The sequence below is a fragment of the Chitinophaga sp. HK235 genome (assembly GCF_018255755.1).
GTDB lineage: Bacteria > Bacteroidota > Bacteroidia > Chitinophagales > Chitinophagaceae > Chitinophaga.
Genome location: NZ_CP073766.1, coordinates 2,495,087 through 2,516,333, shown reverse-complemented (window position 1 = coordinate 2,516,333; position 21,247 = coordinate 2,495,087). Strand labels below are relative to the sequence as shown.

At 48.5% G+C, this 21,247-nt stretch carries 14 protein-coding genes; 6 read left to right on the top strand and 8 right to left on the bottom strand.

The annotated features are described in order from the left end of the window. The first annotated feature begins 23 nt into the window (after positions 1-23). Positions 24-1,148 (top strand): HlyD family secretion protein, encoded by a 1,125-nt coding sequence (locus KD145_RS08350; RefSeq protein ID WP_308219046.1) that lies wholly within the window; start codon positions 24-26, stop codon positions 1,146-1,148. Positions 1,149-1,312: 164 nt separating this feature from the next. Continuing rightward, positions 1,313-2,890, top strand: coding sequence for a DHA2 family efflux MFS transporter permease subunit (locus KD145_RS08345; protein WP_212005440.1), 1,578 nt, complete (start codon positions 1,313-1,315; stop codon positions 2,888-2,890). Between the two features lie 110 nt (positions 2,891-3,000). Here KD145_RS08345 and KD145_RS08340 read toward each other — a convergent pair whose 3' ends face one another. From KD145_RS08340 to KD145_RS08310, 7 genes are all read right to left on the bottom strand, one after another. Further along, on the bottom strand, positions 3,001-3,585 hold the full coding sequence (locus KD145_RS08340; protein ID WP_212005439.1) for a Crp/Fnr family transcriptional regulator: 585 nt from the start codon (positions 3,583-3,585) through the stop codon (positions 3,001-3,003). 39 nt (positions 3,586-3,624) lie between these two features. Then, positions 3,625-4,353, bottom strand: a complete 729-nt coding sequence (locus KD145_RS08335; protein WP_249219765.1) for an SDR family oxidoreductase — start codon at positions 4,351-4,353, stop codon at positions 3,625-3,627. Positions 4,354-4,428: 75 nt separating this feature from the next. Further along, on the bottom strand, positions 4,429-5,775 hold the full coding sequence (locus KD145_RS08330) for an amidohydrolase (RefSeq protein ID WP_212005438.1): 1,347 nt from the start codon (positions 5,773-5,775) through the stop codon (positions 4,429-4,431). A 78-nt stretch (positions 5,776-5,853) separates the two neighbouring features. Further along, complete coding sequence (locus tag KD145_RS08325; RefSeq protein ID WP_212005437.1) at positions 5,854-6,702, bottom strand: AraC family transcriptional regulator; 849 nt, start codon at positions 6,700-6,702, stop codon at positions 5,854-5,856. 84 nt (positions 6,703-6,786) lie between these two features. After that, a complete protein-coding gene (locus tag KD145_RS08320; protein ID WP_212005436.1) occupies positions 6,787-9,609 on the bottom strand; it encodes a TonB-dependent receptor domain-containing protein in 2,823 nt (940 codons plus the stop codon). 54 nt (positions 9,610-9,663) lie between these two features. Continuing rightward, entirely contained in the window at positions 9,664-10,125 is a 462-nt protein-coding gene (locus KD145_RS08315) for a DUF962 domain-containing protein (RefSeq protein ID WP_212005435.1), read from the bottom strand. A gap of 33 nt (positions 10,126-10,158) precedes the next feature. Next, positions 10,159-15,876 (bottom strand): alpha-2-macroglobulin family protein, encoded by a 5,718-nt coding sequence (locus KD145_RS08310; protein ID WP_212005434.1) that lies wholly within the window; start codon positions 15,874-15,876, stop codon positions 10,159-10,161. 61 nt (positions 15,877-15,937) lie between these two features. Between KD145_RS08310 and KD145_RS08305 the strand changes: the two genes are divergently transcribed. Beyond that, the gene (locus tag KD145_RS08305) at positions 15,938-16,825 is read left to right on the top strand and encodes an NAD(P)-dependent oxidoreductase (RefSeq protein ID WP_212005433.1); all 888 of its coding nucleotides are present in this window, start codon (positions 15,938-15,940) and stop codon (positions 16,823-16,825) included. Here the strand turns inward: KD145_RS08305 and KD145_RS08300 are convergent. Then, the gene (locus KD145_RS08300; protein ID WP_212005432.1) at positions 16,822-17,208 is read right to left on the bottom strand and encodes a helix-turn-helix domain-containing protein; all 387 of its coding nucleotides are present in this window, start codon (positions 17,206-17,208) and stop codon (positions 16,822-16,824) included. The genes KD145_RS08305 and KD145_RS08300 overlap by 4 nt on opposite strands. A gap of 138 nt (positions 17,209-17,346) precedes the next feature. Between KD145_RS08300 and KD145_RS08295 the strand changes: the two genes are divergently transcribed. From KD145_RS08295 to KD145_RS08285, 3 genes are all read left to right on the top strand, one after another. Then, entirely contained in the window at positions 17,347-17,733 is a 387-nt protein-coding gene (locus KD145_RS08295; RefSeq protein WP_212005431.1) for a DoxX family protein, read from the top strand. A 221-nt stretch (positions 17,734-17,954) separates the two neighbouring features. Further along, complete coding sequence (locus tag KD145_RS08290) at positions 17,955-20,132, top strand: HNH endonuclease (RefSeq protein ID WP_212005430.1); 2,178 nt, start codon at positions 17,955-17,957, stop codon at positions 20,130-20,132. Then, positions 20,129-21,238, top strand: coding sequence for a hypothetical protein (locus tag KD145_RS08285; RefSeq protein WP_212005429.1), 1,110 nt, complete (start codon positions 20,129-20,131; stop codon positions 21,236-21,238). The genes KD145_RS08290 and KD145_RS08285 overlap by 4 nt, the downstream gene beginning before the upstream one ends. The last annotated feature ends 9 nt before the right edge of the window (positions 21,239-21,247 follow it).

Sequence of the window (21,247 nt, the reverse complement as noted above, 5' to 3'; positions counted from 1 at the left end):
ACAAACCAATAAACTACAAAGCTGTGGAAACGCAAACAAAAGCTACTAATAATATAACCATGCAGGAAAATTCCGCGCCTAAAAAGCGCAGCAAAGGGTTCGTGATCGTTCTGGCCGCTCTGGTACTGGGTGGTGGCGCGTTCGGTATCTCTAAATACATCCATGGTCTGCACCACGAAGAAACAGACAACGCCCAGATCGATGCTAATGTGAGCCCTGTTATTCCGAGAGTATCAGGTTTTGTAAAGGAAGTAAGAGTAAAAGATAACCAGCACGTGAAAAAAGGAGATACCCTGGTAGTCCTGGATGACCGTGATCAGGCTATTAAAGTACAACAGGCCGAAAATGCCCTGGGTACCGCTAAAGCCAACCTGGGTGCTGCAGAAGCAACCACCTCTGCTGCCGAAGCCGGTATCAGCACTGCGCAGGCTAACGTAGGCACCATCGACGCACAGATCGAAGCTGCTAAAGTAAATATCTGGAGAGCCAATCAGGACTACGAACGTTACAACAACCTGATCAAGGATCACTCCATCACCCAACAACAGTATGAACAGGCACTGGCTGCCAAACAAACCGCTGAACGTCAGCTCGACGTACTGGTGAGACAGAAAGCTGCAGCCAACCGCCAGACTTCTGTAGTGTCTTCCCAGAGCAGCGCTACCTCCAAGCAGATCAGCCTGGCCAATGCTGCCATCAAACAAAGGGAAACAGATGTGGACGATGCTAAACTGGTACAGTCCTACACTGTGATCACCGCTCCTGAAGATGGCGTAGTATCAAAAATATTTGTACAGCCAGGTCAATATATTTCCGCTGGTCAGTCACTCTTTAGTGTAGTAATGGACACCGCTCCATGGGTAGTGGCCAACTTCAAGGAAACACAGCTCAACAAAATGAAGCTCGGACAGAAAGTGACCGTTCATATAGACGCTTTCCCAGGCACTCCGCTGGAAGCCAAACTGACTTCCTTCTCACCTGCCACCGGTGCTAAATTTGCCCTGCTGCCTCCGGATAACGCTTCCGGCAACTTCGTAAAAGTAGTACAACGTCTTCCTGTAAAAATCGAATTCGATGACCCGAACAATGAGCTGATCAAACGCTTGCGCCCGGGCATGAACGTACTGGTAGACGTGCATCTCAACTAATTCATACATGAATGCATCCCGACCAGGGGTTAATAGTTAATCCGCGACATTTAGATATTAAACGGAGACCATTAGCTAGAACAATAATCCATCAGACAGGCCCTGAAACCGGCATTAATTATTAATTCCTGGTCGCCCTGCATTCATTCAAAATAAATCGCTGCATGCAACAAGAATCATTGGTAGAATACGGCTCGCGCAGGGTGATCATCACGATCACCGCTATCTTCTGCGCACTGCTGGAAATCGTAGATACCACTATCGTGAATGTGGCATTGAACGACATGCGCGGTAATATGGGCGCTACACTCAGTGAGATCAGTTGGGTGATCACCGCTTACGCCATCGGTAACGTAATCATCGTACCAATGACCAGCTGGCTCTCCGCACAGTTCGGCCGCCGCAATTACTTCGCTGCCTCTATTATCATATTCACCGTTTCATCCTTCCTCTGTGGTAACGCAACAGTCATGTGGGAGCTGATCCTTTTCCGCTTCATACAAGGTATCGGAGGAGGTGCATTGCTGGTAACATCACAGACGATCATTACAGAAAGTTATCCGCCCGAAAAAAGAGGTGTTGCCCAGGCCATCTATGGTCTCGGCGTAATCATCGGTCCTACACTGGGCCCGCCGCTCGGAGGTTATATCACGGATAACTATTCCTGGCCATATATCTTCTATATCAACATTCCTATCGGTGTGATCGCTACACTGCTTACCCTGCAGTTCGTACGCAGCCCGAAATATGCTGAGAAGAAAGCGCTGAATGAAATCGACTTCCTTGGCATCCTGCTGCTCGCCATTACTGTCGGCTGTCTGCAGTTTGTACTGGAACGTGGTCAGGAAGATGACTGGTTCAACGACCCCATCATCACCCTGTTCTCTGTCTCCAGCGCTATGGCATTGTTCTTCTTTATATGGAGAGAACTCACTTACAAAAACCCGATCGTGGAACTGCGGGTACTGAAAAACGGTAACCTGCGAGTCGGTACGATACTATCATTTATCCTCGGTTTTGGTTTGTATGGTTCTACCTTCATCATCCCGCTGTATACACAAAGTACACTGGGGTGGACCGCTACCCAGTCTGGTATGCTCATGATCCCGGCCGCACTGACAACCGCTTTCATGATGCCTATCATCGGTAAACTCCTGGAAAAAGGAGTGCCGCAACAATACCTGGTGGCATTGGGTATGTTATTGTTCTTCGTCTATAGTTTGTGGGGATATATGATCATCACACCTTCCGATACCGGCAAAGACGCATTCTTCTGGATGCTGATCGTACGTGGGGTAGGTATGGGTCTGCTCTTTATCCCGATCACCACACTGGCGCTGTCGTCTCTGAAAGGTCAGCAGATCGGCCAGGGCGCTGCCTTCACCGGTATGATGCGTCAGCTGGGAGGTTCCTTCGGCGTAGCCCTGATCACTACCTTCATGGCCCGTCAGAATATGGTACACCGCAACGACCTGGTGGCCAAACTGGATACCAACAACCCCGATGTGATCAACCGCGTAAATGGCATGGCACATAACTTTGCTGCCAAAGGCATGGACGCCGGTACTGCCCTTAAAAGCGGATACAAGGTTATCGACTACAGCATCGCCAAACAGGCGGCCGTAATGTCTTACATGGACGTGTTCCTCTACCTCGGACTCATGTTCCTCATCTGTATCCCCTTTGTATTGATGGTAAGAGCTAAGAAAGCTGCAAAACTCGATCCGTCTGCTATGCACTAACGGTCTTGTTTTTCAACATAAAAATATTGTTGCAATAACAGTGTAACAGTTGTAGGTTTAGGTAAATAAGCCCCGATATTCATCGGGGCTTTATTTTTTTAGAAAGATGATCAGTGAAAGTTGCGCCGGATGCGGCTGAGGGATTGCTGGGTAATACCCAGGTAAGAAGCAATATCGCTCAGGGATACACGTAAAGCGATGTCCGGTTGACGGATCAGGAACTTACGGTAGCGGGTAGTAGCATCTTCACCTGCCAGTGCGTTGCGGGTCTGTATTTTGTCCAACAGCCCCTGCTGGATGATAGCATTCACAAGATTTCCGAAATAAGGGAGCTTTTCATTTAATACTTCCAGCGCTTCTTTTCTGAATACAATCACTTCACTGTCGCAGGCGGCAATAATGCCTTCCTGAGCCGGTGTTCTGCCGGTAAAACTTCCCAGGATCGTACAAAACTGATTACGCTTCAGGAAAAAAAGGGTGACAGTGTTACCCTTATCGCTGGTGTTCACAATTTTAAGCACACCGTCACTGATAAAAAACAATTCCCTGGCCACCTTGCCTTCTTCCAGTAATACAGTCCCTTCTTTCACCTGGCGATAGCTGCAGTGGGCGCTTATCAGCTGCTGGTCGGCAGCACTGATTTTGCCAAAGAGCTGCAGGAAGTCGATGAGGACCTGGAATATTTTATGTTCCATAGATGAATATCGTAGCGGACTAAGTTAAACAAAATGTGTTTATACCAGCACCGCGCCACCATCTACCACCAATGTCTGACCTGTACCAAACTGTTGTTTCATCAGGTACAGATAGGATTGGGCAATGTCTGCTGCTTCACCTACCCGTTGTACAGGCAGGCCACTGCCTACACTTTCGTACAATGTGGTCCTTTCTTCTTCGCTGAAACTGTTCCAGAGATTGGTCTTTACTACACCGGGAGATACAATGTTTACCCGCAGCGGTGCCAGCTCTACAGCCATCGCGCGGCAGAATGCATCCATGGCGCCGCAGATGCTGGCACCCAATGACCAGCCTGCACCGGGCCGGATACTGGCAATACCACAGGTAAGTGTCACAGAACCTCCTGGCCGTATATGCGGCGAACCATATTTGACCGCCGCTACAGCACCCCAGTAACGGATGTTGAAGTATTCGCGCGCCCGCTCCAGGTCTGTGTCGGAGAGCCTGCCGATACGGATATTTTCACCGGCGGTATATACCAGATGATCGAATGCACCAGTCTGACCGAAATAAGCGCTGATTTCTTCTTCCTTGCTAAGGTCCACCGCATGGCCCGAACAGCCTGCCGGCAATAGTTGTAATGCCTGTTCTATCCTGTGCCGGTTGCTGGACACAATCACCACCTGCGCACCTTCTGCGGCGGCTGCCTGTGCGGTGGCCAGACCGATGCCGGAAGTTCCGCCCAAAATAATAACCCGTTTGCCTGCTAATGTATGTGTTGTCATAAATATGATTTCTGACAAAACTACACAGCGGGCAAACGGGCCTGTTTACCAAATGGTAAAAAAGAGAAGTATGGATTAAAACACCAGATTTCCCTGGTGTATCAGTGATTTTACCGGTGAAATGCGGGATACGGCTTCTGCAGAACAACTCGCGTCTACCAGTACCAGGTCGGCTTTATCATCTGCCTTAGGCCACTGGCGGTTGCCTTTATCATCCAGCGGAAGTATGTTGTGAGTGGCTATCTTCAGGCATCTGGAAAGATCAAATTCTGTACGGTATCCATAAAGCTGTGCCACCAGGTTGGCTTTCTGCAGAATACTACCGGAGCCGAAAGTGCTCCAGTGGTCGATGATACAGTCGTTGCCTGCCTGTACCTCTACGCCGTATTTATAAAGCGTAGGAATAGGCATAATCGTGTTGCCAAACGGAATGGTGCTCATAATGCCGATGCGGGCATTGCCCAGCTTCTCCGCCACTTCCTGCAGTTTGCTGTTGTCCATTTTGGCCAGCGCAAAACTGTGACTGATATAGGTCTTGCCTTTCAGTACCGGATTTTCATTGACTTTATTGATCAGGTATTCAATGGTTTTTGTGCCGGAGTCACCAGCTTCATGCAGATGGATATCGATGCCCTTGTTATGGTCGAGGGCCAGCTGTACTACAAAGTCCATGCTTTTTTCAATGCTGCCGTCGATGGTATATGGGTCCAGACCTCCAATATAGTCGATATCCATTTTGGCGGCCTCTTTCATCAGTTCGGTAGAAGGAGTATAATACAGGCCATGCTGCGGAAAAGCCACCAGTTCTGCTGTAAAGGAAGCCTTTTTGTTTTCCAGCGCCTTCTCCAGATTTTTGAGTGAGTTTAAACCAGATGTAGGCTCAATATTGACGTGGCTTCTGGCGTAGCCGGTACCTTTGGACTGCAGCAGCTCGATGAGTTTTTCTGTGCGGGCGGTGGATGTTTTCAGCAGTTTAGGGATCACCTGTTGTTCAAAGGCGATCATGTCCTTTACTGATTTATTTTTTTTGAGATGTGCTTTCCAGGGAAGACCATAGAAGGTTTTGTCCAGGTGGATATGCATATCCCGGAAGGAAGGCAGCATCAGCCAGCCTTTTGCATCGATGGCTTTGGCATTGGGCTGGTTGGGCAGCACGGCTTTTATCTTTCCGTTGCTGATTTCGACGGTGAACAGTTCGGTTTTGGTACCTGTCACTTCACCTTCTTCGTATTCGAAGCCTGTTTCCAGCCGAACGTTTTTAAGGGTAAAGGATTTGCCGGGGGCAACAGCGGGTGTGGCTGATGTTTCAGCTGTTGCTGTTGCTGTTGCTGCCCGGGCTGCACTACCTGTCAGCAGGCTGCTGCCAGCGGCCAGGAGTATGGAGGAATTTTTAATGAAATCTTTGCGGGATATTGATGACATGGTATTTTCGGTTTTAAGCCAAAGTTAAAATCCCTGAAGTCAGTATTGATGAGGGATTTATTCCAGAACTTGTAAAATTTATAACTGTTCCTTAAACTGGCGGGGTGAAGCGCCGGTCTGGCTTTTAAAGAAATTCGAAAAGTAGGCCAGATCATTAAAGCCCAGTTCAAAAGCGATCTCTTTGATGGTTTTATCAGAAGCCAGTATCAGCCTTTTGGCCTCCAGCATCACCCGGTTCTGGATCAGAAAGGTGGCAGGCACCTGAAAATGCCGTTTACAAAGGATATTCAGGTAATTAGGGGAGATGTTCAGCTGTTCTGCGTAAAAGGCTACCGACTTCTGCTCTTTATAGTTTGTGTTGATCAGCGAAAGATATTTTAACAGTACCGGCTTGGTACGGTACACGGTCATATCTTCAAATTTACTTTCCGCCTCCCGGCTTATCAGCTGGGCAATCAGCTGATTTCTCAGATGGATGATTTCCCAGTGGACAGGTCGTTTGTTCAGTTCGTTTTGTATAGCTTTAAACTCATAGAGCAGCTGCCGGAAAACTTCCGGTGCCAGCTCCATCACCGGATGGTTCTGGTAAAGCACAGCGGAGAAACGTAAGGAATGGGAGAAGGCTTCAAAAGCCGGCCGAGAGATCATCAGTTGATATCCGACCGTATTTTTACCGAAAGACCAGCGGTGCACCTGGTCGGGAAACAGCAGATGTATCTGATGAGTTCCCACCTTGTAATCAATGAAGTCGATGGAATGGGTGCCGCTACCTTTTTCGATCAGGAGAAAAACGAAGAAATCGTGCTTATGGGGTTTCTCAATATATCTTTCTCCACGGAGCTCATGGTACAGAAAGCTACAGTCACTCTGCACGTTATCCTGAAACGCTCTGATCCCGAATATCGGGAAATGCTCTTTTGCACTCATCTGCGTAAAATACAAAAATCCCGGAGCAAAAGCCCCGGGATGTGTTTGTTTGTTGAACTTAATGGGATTTATTTTTTTAAGCTGTTAAAAGCTGAAAGCAATTTTGGTAAACAGGCGGGTACCGTTGAAGCCCATCTGTACAGCATCCCAGGGGCCGCCGGTTTCACCGTCGTAAGCTGATAATTTGGCACCGGGTACATAACCCAGGTCAGGATGCACGTTGAAGAGGTTATCTGCACCAAGGAACCAGGTTATATGGGAAGAGAAGCGGTAGCTGGCGTACAGGTCGGTTACCGCTTTGCCGCTGTAATTAAACTGTTCGGGGACAAGCGTGCCGTCTTTGTCGAGTGCTACCTGCGGATTAATACCAGTGCCGCCCAGGTCACCGGCAACCCCATAACCCAGCAGCACAATCTTTCCGAAATAGGTAACGCGAGTGCCTACACTGAGTTTTTTAATACCGTATTCCACGTTGAGCCCCAGTTTGGCGGGTGGCGCAGAAGCCAGTACAAAGTGTTGTTCGCGCTCGCTGAAAAATTCTCCGCGGTGGATATAGCTGTCGTTCAGCTTATCCGGCACATTGATCTTATCAATATTCATATGCTGGATATTACCGGTAAACAACACCCGGAAATGCTGATCCTTCCATTTTTTGTTATAGTCTATCACCATGTCGAGGCCGAGATTGGTGGTGTTTACAGCATTGGCAAAGAACTGGGCATTGTCGATGCGCAGGTCTTTGAGGGTTTTCCGGAATATACTGTCCAGCGTCTCATCGCCCTGGTTGAATTGCCCTGACAATACAATCCTGTCTTTTACTTTTACGAGGTAACCATCGAGGGTGATGGTGAGATTGGAGACAGGTTTCAGAGAGAAGCCCAGGCTGGCGTTAAAGGACTTTTCCTGCTTCAGTGCGGGGATGCCTGCGGCCTGGGTGATAGGGTTGTTGTTGGGTGTTATCTTCACCTCTGAGATACGGCCGCCCTGCACATTGGTGAATTGTGAGCTGTAGTTGATCTGTTGCAGGGAAGGGGCACGGTAGCCGGTACTAACGGAGCCGCGTATATTAAAACCGGGAGCTGCCTTATAGCGGGCTGCCATTTTATAATTGCTGGTAAAACCGAAGTCGCTGTAGTTCTCTACCCTGATAGCGCCGCCCAGCAGGAATTTGCGGGTGATGTCCCATTCTGCGTCCACAAATCCGGCGATATTGGAGCGGTTGGCTTTCACCTCATCTGTAGGGCGGTAGCCGGGGAAGCCCTGTGCGCCGATAGCCTGATGATTAGTTTTGTCGTAGTTGTTATAGGAGGTTTCTTCTCCTGCGTATATGCGGTACTGTTCGTAGCGGTATTCAGCTCCCAGGGCGAGGTTAAAACCGGCACCTATGTTCGGAATGTCTTTGGAGAAGGTGAGGTTGGCGGTATTCTGTGCGAAGGAAAAACCACCATCTTTAAAATGAGTAGGGGTGGCACTTCCCATGGATGCGTTAAAGGTTTTGTCGCCAAAAAAGCGGAAATCATTTCTGCCGAAGGTATTGCTCAGGTCCCATTTCCAGTCGTTGGCGGTGCTGCCTTTCACGCCGGCAGAAAGAGAAACATCCTGTATATGTGTTTGTATGTGGGGGTTGAATACGGTATCCGGTTGTCCGCCTGGTGTGGGGATGCTTTTCATGATGTCGGGGTAAAAAAGGAGGTTGCCGCCGGGGTCCAGCGGGAAGCGGTCGGGATGGGCGCTGGCGAGTGGATTGAAGCCATGGAATGTTCGCGTATAGGCGTAGGCGTCAGATGCTTTATAGTTATATCCGCCGAAGGCATAAACGGTCGTATTGCTGGTGCCAACGGGTATTTCGAGGTTGACCATTCCGCCGCCGGTGTTGACGGAACCATCGCCATGGGCGCGGCGTCCGGCGTTGATAGGCAGCCCGTTGGTATTGTTCAGGTTAGTGTCCAGCACCTGCCGGAAGGTTTTGCCCTGACGGAGGAAGTTGGCGGAGAAATTGATAAAGCCGTTGTGTTTGCCGATGGGCAGGCCATAGTTGGCACCGATGGTGAAAGTGTTGCCATCAATAGCGTTGCTGTATTCGTATTGATTGAGTGATTTTTTATAATAGGTATTGTATTTCGGGTCATAGAAGCCGGCGTAGCCGGTATTGATGGAGAGGTGGTTGACATCTTTTTTAAGGATGATGTTGATAACACCGGCGATGGCATCGGAGCCGTACTGTGCTGAAGCGCCGTCGCGGAGTATTTCCACGCGGTCGATGGCCGATTCGGGGATGGCGTTGAGATCGGTGCCGGAGTTGCCCCGGCCACGGGTACCAAATACGGCCACAAAAGCTGTCTGGTGGCGGCGTTTACCGTTGATGAGCACCAATGTCTGATCAGGGCCCAGGCCGCGGAGGGTGGCGAGGTCTATCTGGTCAGCACCATCGCTGCCACTTTGTTTGTTGTAGTTAAACGAAGGGGCTGCGGCATTGAGCAGGGAGGTCAGCTCCATTTTGGCGCTGGGCAGCCCTGCCTGGTTGATGTTGATGACATCCACCGGTACCGGTGTTTCGGTTTTGGCGCGCCCGCTGCTACGGGTACCTACCAGTACGATCTGCGTCAGTTCGGTGGCGGCAGTGGCCAGCTGTACGTTTACTTCCGTACGTCCGTTGACGTTAGTTTCCTGGGTTTTGAAACCGATAGCGCTGAATTCCAGTATACTACCCGGCGGAACTTCCAGCTGATAGATACCGTCTTTGTTGGTCTGGGTGCCTTTGAGTGCAGCTTTTACCCTTACAGTAATACCTTCCAGCGGTGCGCCGGTGGTGGCGTCTGTAACTTTACCGGTAATCCGTTGATTTTGGCCGATGGCATAATGCGTGCATAACAGGAAGCACAGGAATAACAGATTCTTGAGGGTCATATATGGGGCTTTGCTTTAATTTAAGCAAAATTTTCCATATTTCGATTCCTTTTGTTACAGTTTAATACCTGTTTTTCTGTAAATGAAGCTCAATAACCAGGCTGGGCCTATCAAAAGAAACTGCAGGTCTTTAAAAAAGCTGGGTTTGGCGCCTTCTATTTTATGCCCGATAAATTGCCCTATCCAGGCCAGCACAAAAATGATAAGGGATACCAACCAAACGGGCGCTCCGGTAGCGGCGATCAGGCGCCACAGCCAAAGACAGATAATACCAATGATCGTCATGCCTACTGCCAGCGAGGCCGACAGCCGTGCATAATAAATGATCAGTAGTACCAAGGCAATCTGTGCTACAGTGAGTACAATACTGGTACCTGGAACCGGTATCCTGATGGCATATAAAAAGCCAACTATACTAAAGAAAATAGCCGGTACACATATCCAGTGAATGAGCTTGTTGGTATCGTTGCGATGACTGCTGCCATATTCATCCAGCCATTGATGAATTGTTTTCATGGAGGAAGCTGTTTTACTTGTTACTAATATAATTTATTTGCCTGTGATTATAACCTGTTTCATACCTGTTCTGCCGAAAAATACCGGGAAATACATCATCGATGCTTTGGCCGGATTCAGATGATAGGTGCCGTTGTAACGGGGCATCAGGTCTACTTTAAAAGTATGTTTGCCTTTGCTAAGCCTGTTACAGAAAATGCTGACCTTGTTTTTGAAATGCTCACGATGTACTTCATCATGCAGCCATGACTGCGATTTACTCGCATAGGAACATCCTGCCGGAATAGGAATCTCTATCATCACATAGTCTGCATCTGCGGTAGCATTTACTTCTACACTGAGTATTACGCCGGTCCCTGCAGTCAAACGCGTCTGGGGTACCCCATTGCTGAGCAGGCTGCTGCTGACTTCAAACTGCCGGGATACTTTTTCCGGCGCCGGGTTCCAGTGTTCCTGCCACGAGCTGAAATAGATGTTCATATTGCCTTGTTTGCTTACCTGTAGTGCCCGGGCCGGTTTTACGACAGTATCATACGGGAAACTGGTGATAGTCCTGCTGTTGAGTGTAAGCGTGGCCGTTAGCGGCTGTCCGCTTTTCAGCAGATCGGGGAGGATGGTTTCGAGGATGGAGGCCGACTCGTAGGTGTTGCGCCAATAGCCGGGAGAGCGCCGTTCTATCAGCCATTCCCGGATACTTTCCAGGTTGGTATCCTGACCTTTTTGCTGCCGCAGTATCTTATATACGAGCAGCGTATGCATGATGTTGTTGCTCAACAGCTGATTGTTTTCCTCGCCCCAGTATAAGTTGCCCATCATGCTGCGCTGGCTTTGACGAAGCAGCTGGCTGATATTAACGGTATCGCCTGCACGCACTTTGAGGTATAACAACCGGAGCAGGTCATAGTTGTTGAAGCCGGTAGTACCAAGGGTATCGAGGTAACGATGGTAATCCACTTTGGAGCCCAGCTCCTGCAGCGTTTCCAGGATAGTGAGTTTGTCACGGTTTTGCTCAGATCCCAGCAGGAACACCTGATAGTCGATAAGCGCCTGTTTGTTGAGGTGAGTGGTATAGCCATTGGCTTCTGCCATCAGCAGTGCTTTGATGACATGTCCGGAGATCCAGTATACAGGCTCGCTTTTGTTCCACCAGCCCCAGAGGCCATTGCGGCCCTGGTTATCGGTGAGTGCGCGTATCAGCTGACGGAGATTTTTCTCGTCCCCGAAGGTCTGACCCAGGAGAGGGCGCAGCTGTTTTTCCTGCAACAGGGCTATCAGTTTGCTGGCCATCTGTTCATTGCAGTTGTATTCGTAGTCTTTCAGCTGTACTATTTCATCCAGGAATACGGAAGCCATTCCGTTGGTGGCGTGTATCCGTAAGGCACTGGTATCGGTCACTGTTAAGGAGAAAGAAGTGTCTTTGCGCAGGGCGAGGAAGTTGCCTGTAGCTTCTTTTACTCCCTGCGGGAAGATAGGGATGGCGCGGCGTTCGCCGTCCATGAAGTTGTCGGGACCCTGAATGGTATATTTCAGGGAGATGCTGTCAGCTGCAGGAACTGCTACAGCCATGGTATCGAGGTGGCTGTCTTTTACGCCTGTGCTGCCTTGCAGCAATAACTGGTCATTGACATAAAATCTGCGATCGAGGATACTGCTGTCAGGGGTGTAGTTGAGTATTTTTCCGATGACATGTACCGTGTCTCCGGCTATTGCAAAAGCGGGGATGGCCAGGTTGGTGGTCAGCGGCTGGAATGCTTTGATCTGTGTGCTGGCGGTGCCGGCCTGTTGGTTGTCTGTAACCGCGATGGCAAAGGTTTGCCAGTTGGTGATATCATCCGGGAAGGTAACGTCAAAAGAGGTTTCTCCTTTTTCGTTGGTGCGTAACCGTGGCTGCCAGAATGCATCATCCCGGAAACGCTGTCGCAGGCTGCTGCGGGTGGTTGGAAGTGTCAGGCTGTCGCGGTTGGCTTTGCCGGACACGATGATGATGGCACCGCTGGCGGCGCTGGAGCCATAAAGGGCTACCGCCGCCTCACTCTTCAATACGCTGATGTTCCCGATGAGAGAGGGATCTATTGAAGCGAGATCGCCCTGATAGGGTACACCATCTATGATGATCAGTGGATTACCGGAAGAATTGCTGGACATACCGCGTATGCTGATACCGGCAACACGGCCTTCCAGAGCGGTTACCATTGCTCCGGTCATATTTTGTTTCTTTATAGTACTGTAGCCTGTTACCACTATTTCCTGCAAGGCTTGTTGGGAAGCCGTGAGCACTATCCGGTGGAAATCCTGCTCATCGAGCTGGATATCCTGCGATATAAAGCCCACAAAACTTACCCGCAGTGTTCCGTACGGGGTGACATTCATCATAAACCTGCCTTCCGGATTGCTGATGGTGCCTACATTGGTTCCGTTAAGCTGGATGGCGACACCCGGAAGAGGTCTGTTTTCCTCATCCGTAATCAGCCCGGTTACGGTTTTACGAAGGGACTGATTTCTCATGTACTGGTTGTTGAAAGTACCCGGGAAGTTGGTTTCATTATCATAGCGGATAGAAACACCGGATCGTTGCCATACCTCTTCTGCCAGGCTGCGGCTGACAATATCTGCCGGCAGTACAGGTGTACTATGAAGCTGGTGCCAGGTAGTGCCACCTTCCTGAACAAACAGGCTGTCCTGCAACAGGTAACGGTTGCCACGAAGCAATATCAGTACGCGGTACCAGCCGGGTGTCAGTTCGGAGAAATGTAGATTTTCCGGAGAGTGAATACAGTAGAAGGAAGGATCATCATAGCGGTACAGGAAAAGCTGCTTTACCGTATGTCGGGAGAAACTGGTGTCCATCTGCAGGGATAGCGCCGCTTTCAATGCTGTTTGCCGTGTTGTAGTACTTTGCAAAGTACTGCCCATTCTGTAGTTGTCTTTATAATCTCTCCACAGGCTGTCCATCACTTTTTCTGTAATGGCCATTTCCAGCAGTGGTGGCTGGTATGCATAGTTGCTGCCGATATAGGTGAGGAAATTTTTACTATTAAACGTTTTCTCCTTGATCAGTCCTTGTGATATGCTAAAGGCATAACCGGTTTCAGGGGTGAAGGGTTGGGAGTAGCTGCCTTGTACATGGTAGTAGGCCATGCTGTTAGTTAGCGGCCATGCATAGAGATAGGAGTTGTATTGTTTGGAGGGGAACGGGAGTACCCTGTCGGATTGTTCCAGATAGGTAAAAGACAGTTGTTTGTTGGTAAATACACCCAGATAACGGCTCAGTGAAAAACTTTCGTCTTTGGATATCAAAGGAGTTGCCGGTTTAATGGTTACCCGAGGACCAGGTTTGTTGATATCCATACTCAGAAAGGTTTTACGCCCGTTGGCGGTATAAACGCTGTCCATGGTGATCACCTTATGGGGAGTACGTATATGGAGATGATGAAAACCACGTGATACCGGAAAACTATAGGATGGTTTGATATCAGCCCAGTCCAGGTAGGCCGGCGAATCATCGATCCATAAGTATAGGATACGCTGTGGCTGTCCATTGACGATGATAAACGGTGCTATCTGCGTAAGGCCGTTGTCCACGGGTTCAGAAAGACTGAACACTCCATCCGGATGTAAAAAACGATAATAGGTGCTGGTGTCGATGGCCATGTCTTTTTTCCAGCGTTCCCAGTTCATTGGCTGGGTAGCGGAAGATATACTGCGCAGGTGGTTGGCATAACTGGAGTAAAGACCTTTGCGGGGATACAGTTTGCCAGCATAGGGAATAGAAGGTGGATGCAGGTTTTCAAATTTAGTGGTGAGTCCGTAGGCGGTTACGTCTGCATCTTTTACTGGCCGGCCTTCCATATCTTTAACGTGCACGGATAAACGGGTAGTTTGTCCGGGGAATATAGTGAGTGGGCTCTGGATATTAACGTTTAAGAGTTTATCGGCATATACGGCTGTAAAGCTGCGTTCGGTCACCTGATCGTTCCAGATATACTGAATAGAAACCGTATAGTCGTGCAGGGTAGTGGTGGCGGCTTTCCAGGACAGGTGGTCGTGACCATAGCCGCTGTGGGCCATTTTATCACCGGCATAAATGCTGTACCAGAAAGGAAGGTGGAACCTGTTTTGTATCTCCACAAAAACAGAATCGCGGGTACGGCTGGTCTGACAGCTGATTTCATCATTCCCTGCGAGATCATTGTAGGTAGCCGAAGCCTGCGCCGTCTTTACGGTATAGGTATTCGCAAAAGGATGCAAAGGGATTTTGGCTGGCAGGCTGATGTTTGTCAACTGTATCGTGTCGCCGGTGGTATTTCTGATTAAAAGACTGCCCTTGTCGCTGGTGGACTTGCCGGCAAACAGGCTGTTGATTTCCAGGCTGTCGGCTTTGCGGGTGAACCGGATTTCTTCCTGTTTGTATTCATAATGCTGGATCAGGTTATGATATTGGGCTTCATTGCTGGCGCTCAGAAACTGACAATTGATCTCATAATCCAGGGTGGCTGCCGGGAAAATGCTGTCCGGGATGGCCACTTTGGTTTCACCAGAAGGCTCCAGATTTACTTCGTGGTACCAAAGGGTATCGGGCACAAATACAACGGGCTGAAAGGTACGATTCACGACCGATTTCCTGACCCAGAGCTTCACCCGCCCATCCATTACAGGCAGGTTGTTTTCGTCAGTAGCTTTGAGATATACAGCAACCGGTGTGCCGCGTGTATGCCGGGAGTGGTCGGTTCTGGCGCGAAAAGTAACAGTACTCAGTTCATATTCTTCATATTCAAAAGTCTGGCGCACCATTACTTTGCGTTTGGCGGCGACATCATCTTCTTCATCTTCGGTGATGTGCCTGTTGGGCTCTGCTTCAATGGTCAGCAGGTAGTTTTCGTCCAGATCAATGTCGAGGCTGTCACTGAGCACAAACTGGTATTCATAACCACCTGGCCGGTAGGGCTGCAGCGTGGTGAGGATCGTGTCTGTGTCCCGGTTACGGTCAGATAGTCTGAGTAACAACGGTGTCTTCACTACCCCGTTCTTACGGTGCCGGATAAACGCTTTTAGGCGCACAGTGTCTCCGGGTTTGTACTTCGGTTTGTTGAGTGCCAGAAAGCCGGTATAATCGTTTTCAGACGGGGTGCGGTAGTTAAAGTTATAGTAGTAGTTATGTTGCCGGCGATGCTGGTTTTGGCTGAAAAACCGCTGCAGGAATGATCTTCTGCGGAGCTGTTTGTTTATCTGTTGGGAAAGATCAAAGAAGTTGAGCACTTCGTTGTATCTCACTTCGAGTATGCCTGTCCGTTTGTAGTGCCGGAGTCGGTAAGTTTGGGTGGCGGCGTCAAAAGGGACTTTTTTGTATTGTAATTGTACATCCGCATTGGCAATGGTTTTCCCTTGTATATCATGTACCAGTATGGCCAGGTCGTTGCCATTGTTGATGAATTTGCAGCGTACATTTCCCACCGGCCGGAAAACATAAGAGAGGTTGGTTTGTTGTGCATATACTTCCAGGTAGTTTCCGGGAGGCATAATGGTGGGGAAGGAGGCTGTAGCGGGAAAAGTGCCGGCAGGGGTATGCAGTAGTTTTTCGTAGGAGTCCTTTTGCCGGAGCGGACTTTTACGGTATAACAAACGGGCTTCATCGTCGGTTAACTTGTAAAGGTGATGCAGTGGACTGCGTTGAGGGCTGGTGGTCAGTAGTTGCTGGGCACCAGCGGTAACACTAAAACAGCATAGCAGTAGTAGCAGCAATATGTATTTCAAGGTAAGCGGGATTTTATGGAATTTAATGAAATATTGATTTCTTTTGATAAAAATATTAATCATGGAAACCATTGGATTTATTGGAACGGGCAATCTCGGAACTCCTATTGCAGCCAATCTGTTGAAAGCCGGCTATCAGGTGAAGATCTATAACCGTACCCGTGAAAAGGCGAAGCCTTTGGAAGCGCTGGGTGCTGAGTTGGTAGACAGTCCGGCTGCCGCCGCAGTGAAAGGAGGGATCGTGATGAGCCTGGTGTCTGATGACAAAGCGGTAGAGAGCATTGCGGGCAACGAACTGTTGCAGGCGTTGGGTAATGGAGGCATACATGTATCGATGAGTACTATTTCGCCGGATACGGCGCGTATGCTGTCTGTGCAGCATCAGGCACAGGGTGTGGCTTATGTGGCGGCACCCGTATTTGCGAGGCCTGAAGCGGCTGTAGCCAGGGTAGGTAATGCTGTCATTTCCGGGCCGGCAGCAGCAAAAGAGCGAATCAGGCCATTGCTGGAGGCCGGATTCGCTAAAAATATTTTTGATTTGGGAGAAGATGCAGGCAGTGCTAATGTGCTGAAACTGATCGGCAATTTTATGATAGCCGGTGCCATTGAGATGATGGCAGAATCATTTGCCCTGGCGGAAAAGAACGGTGTAGATCCTAAGGCGGCCTATGAGATGCTGACTACCACCCTGTTTGCTTCACCAGTATTCCGTGGTTACGGAGGGATGATCACAGAGCGGAAGTTTACCGGCAACCCGGCATTCAGTGCTGCACTTGGTCTGAAGGATATGAACCTGGTATTGCAAACGGCAGGCAGGTCCTACACGCCGATGCCGCTGGCCAATCTGGTACATTCCAGGTTAACAACCGTGCTGGCCCGGAATACCAAAGATGCTGACTGGACAGCGCTGGCAATGGGAGCCCTGGAAGATGCCGGTATCAGCATTTAATTGACGGCTGCAGGTTCCAGTTCTTTGGCCGGTTGGGTTTTTTGCTTATGCAATGCGCCCCAGTCGGCCATTTGATTTAATAAGGGTTCCAGTGACTTACCCAGTGGGGTCAGCTCATATTCTACCCGGGGAGGTACTTCCGGATAGACGACACGTTTTAACAGCTGGTCGCTTTCGAGTTCACGCAGTTGTAATACCAATACTCTTTCTGATACGCCTTTGATGGATTTTCTCAGTTCATGGTACCGCATTTTGCCATCCAGCAGGCACCAGAGAATGGTAGGCTTCCATCGGCCGCCAATGACAGAGAGGGTATGAGCTGTGCTGCACAAACGGCTGAGTGTCCTTTCGTTGATGGCATTGGTGGAGTTTGTTTTTCTCATAAAGAAATTTTGCTTCAGGCAATAAAGGTACGAAAATGGTGGTACGCTATCCCGGGGGATAGCGCTATCATTCAGGTAACTCCATTGTAAACTTTCTGTAATAGCTATACGTTTGTATATAATATAAAAACTGTTACTATGAAAATTGTTCCACTGTTGGGGCGTATCCTGTTTGCGCTCATTTTTGTAATGTCGGGTATCAGTCACGTAGGCGGTGCCGGTGTGGAGTACGCCGCAGCTGCCGGAGTACCGGCGGCTAACTTCCTGGTCCGTGTAGCTGGCCTGCTGTCTTTGATAGGCGGTTTGAGTGTACTGCTGGGCTATAAAGCGAAGGTAGGTGCCTGGCTGGTGATCGTGTTCCTGATCCCGGTAACCTTTGCGATACATCGTTTCTGGGGTATTGCCGATCCGATGGCTGCCCAGATGCAGATGGCCAATTTTATGAAAAATGTGGCACTGGTAGGAAGTGCGTTGCTGATCGCTTATTTCGGTGCCGGGCCATTGAGTTTGGATAACAGGCAGTAATATAATTCAATGAATGAAGGCCGGCCCATGCTATCAGTAGCTGCATGGCCGGTCTTCTTTATTGTATATGTAGTATACCCTTTCCCGTTAGCCCCCGTTTAGTACCCTCTGTAGAATTGTATCGCTCCGGAAAAAATCCTGGTTAAAAAATTCTGTTTCTCTGTAATTAATTTCTACTTTAGCGCGCATTTTTAATAAATCCCTACAAACCCTATCATTGCATGCGACCCTTAGTCAAACATTCCAAAACCGGTGCCTATAAAAAAGAATTCCAAAACTCTGCTTCGTTGACCACTGACAAGAATCTTTACTTTATCCGGGATTATCCCTATACAGAGACGTTACGCGATGCCACTGCCGATGGAACGAGATTGACAGATTTTTTTTTGAACGATTATTCCGTTCTTCCCAAAATTGAAGCAAAACGATTTAATGACAAAAATCCTGGAGAAATAAGTTACATCGTTGATGGAAGTCTTGGGTTTACAGGGGATCTGGGTGTAAAGCTGTTGCCTGTTACTGCATCATTTACGCTTCATGGAAGAATTCAGACCGTCCAGAAACATACGGCTGCCGCTCGTAACAAGTATCTGCGATTGTTAATCCCCATGAATGAAGTAAAGGAGCTTCTCAAATTACAGCTGGATAAAACGATGTATAATACCGAGCCTGCGGTAACGGGTATCCCACCGCTTATAACAAATTTCCAGCAACTCAATGATAAGCTGATTAAGCCTGTTTACAAAATCCTGAAAGAAAGATACAGGGATGCCAAAGAGGAGCTTATAATGACGAATGGCCTTTATTGCGCATATTGTGAAAACCTCCTGACTGATGGCATTGTTATGGATATTGAACATAAACTACCCAAAGCAAGTTTTCCGGATGTTATGGTGGATTGGGATAATCTGGTCGTTTCCTGCAAGGCATGTAATCAGTCCAATAAAGGCAATAACCCTAAACAGGTATTCGGTGCACAACGCATTATTTATGGCAACCTGCTCGATCCTAAAAATCTGGACATACGGATCGAAACCAACCTGGTACCACAGGAAAACGAAACGCTGGAAAGTTTTTGTGATGAACTGAAAGAGATCTCAGAAGACCATGTTTATGATAAGGTTAATAAGCTATTAAAACTGGGAGAGGAGATTACTAAAGACGAAAAGGAGGAAATAGAGAAATTATGTAAAGAATATGGAGAAACAGAAAGCGGTGTAATTATAGAGGCTGGTTTGGATACTCAACAGGAGGTAGGGTTTTACCTCTTACCTGCAAACGTCAGAACGATCTTGTCTGATGCCGGTCATCACTACGATGTCAAATCAAAAGAGTTGACCATAACGGTTGATCTGACCAGAAAAGATGACAGCCAACTGGCGGATCTGATAGCCCTGTTTGATAAAAAGAAGGCTAAGAAGAAGGGAAAAGATGAAGATGATAAAATAGCGGATAAGTTGAAGGCCCTCAATGATGCATATCTTAAACTGGCCAGTCTCAGCTTACAGCTTAAGTTTGAAAATAAAAAAGGAGAAGGGGATAAGGAAGACAAGAAAGATGGAAAAGAAAAAGATAAGGAAAAGAGCGAGACAGCTTACCTTAACTTTCCTTCGTTGCGGTTATTCAGGAGTAATACGCCGATAACAGTGGATTATAGTACAATGAAAGCTGCTGCATCGGCCTGGAACCTGTGGCCGGATGAGGATGTGTATAATCCGCTGCAGTACCTGAAATACACCTACATCGACAAGGGTACTGAAACGGTCCTCGTTCCGGGAAATAAAAGTGGAAAAGAACATATAGACAATCAGTTTGTCTATAAAGTGCAGCGAGGTACGAGTGTGGTGAAGTTCCGGGTGGATGTTGAAAGGATAGAACCTAATACAGGTGATGCTATCAAGTTTTTTGGTACAAAAAGTATCATGGATATTGTTGGTATCAATAAGGCCAAAGACACGTTAACGGACTCCCGCCATGGTAACCGTGCCAAAGCGTGGCATATGGCATGGGAACAGCTGGAGCTGCTGAAACGGGTCCGTGAAGATCAGGAAAAAAAAGATAAATTATATACCTATTTTAAAAAACCGGTTAATGCTCCCAAAGCTCCGGAGGGCGCTGAAGAATCGGAATGGGACACGAACTGGAAACAACTGCTGGAAACTTTTGATACCCCGGGTGTAGTGCTGCCAGAGATGATTTGGAACAATGTGCTGGAAATAGCCTGTGCTACCGGCTTTTATTCAACCTGGCTGACTGTTTTTAAAACGATAGGAGACATGGAACTCGCCCGGGAACTGGCACAAAGACTGGCCGCCAGCGCAGATGCGTGGCCCAATGACCCCCATAAGTACCACTCCACCAATAAAACTTTTGTGAACGATTTTATTAATGCAACATGAGACCCTTCAAACGAGATCTGACACCTTTCAATGTATCCTATTCCGGTTTTTATAATGCCCTGGTTGATAAAACCGGTGAATACTGCCACTTTTGCGAGAAAACCCTGCGCAATATGGGAAGCCTTTTTCACAGAAGTGAAGGTGTACTGGCTGAAGACTATCCCCTCGCATATACCCACTGGACAGACCTGTTTCTGATATGTGACGATTGTGCCTACGCCGTACAACACGATCTGGTGATTAAAAAAAATGATGATAGTCGTGGTAATACAGAAGATCATATGCAGGATGTGCCGGAAGAACAGGCTCCGGAAACGGATATTGACAAGACTGCTATAATATCCGTTGATGAACGGAAATGGGTGTTGCCTTCCGGGGTTTCAGCCTGTCTCTGGCCTGACGACGAAGCCCTGGCAGCTTATCGCGATGCGCCACTGCTCCGGATTTCCAATGGCGGCGATACATGGAGGATGGTAAATGCCGAAGGTATGCTGATGATGGAAGAAATCAAGGCGACAGTGGCCCTGGAACCAGTAACCTCACTGGGTAAGGAGTTGGCCGGGAAGTTATGGAATACTATTCATCTTTTTAAACTGAATGGTTTTTACCTGAGTACACATCCAACCGATACTGCCAAACGGGTTTATTATATTCCTGCCGGGCAGCAGTTCAATGACCTGCGCATTGTTATGCGCATAAAGGTATTACAACTGGCGCGTAAGTATCTTGATCAGATCAATGCCCTCGCGAAGTTTGGCTATCAGGGCGCGCAGATAATTACCGATCAGTTCAGAATGTTGCAGGAATTATACGGGTATTGGTCGGTATGGGCTGCAACCCTGCAGCCGCCATCCACTAACGGGGAGCCGGCCCCGGCACCTGTCGTGTTGACTAATTCATTACTCTCTATTGTACCGCCGGAAAATTTAAAGAAGCGCAAGGCGGATGAAGATGAAGAAAAACCAGAACCGAAACCGGAACCCGAACAGGGAGATACTCCGGACGATGAGGATGAACCAACCCGGAAACGTCCTAAACGTAAAGACACCCGTGAAAGAGATGACAAGCGTAACAAGCGTGATGGTGATGACATGAAGGATGAATAAACGAAACCC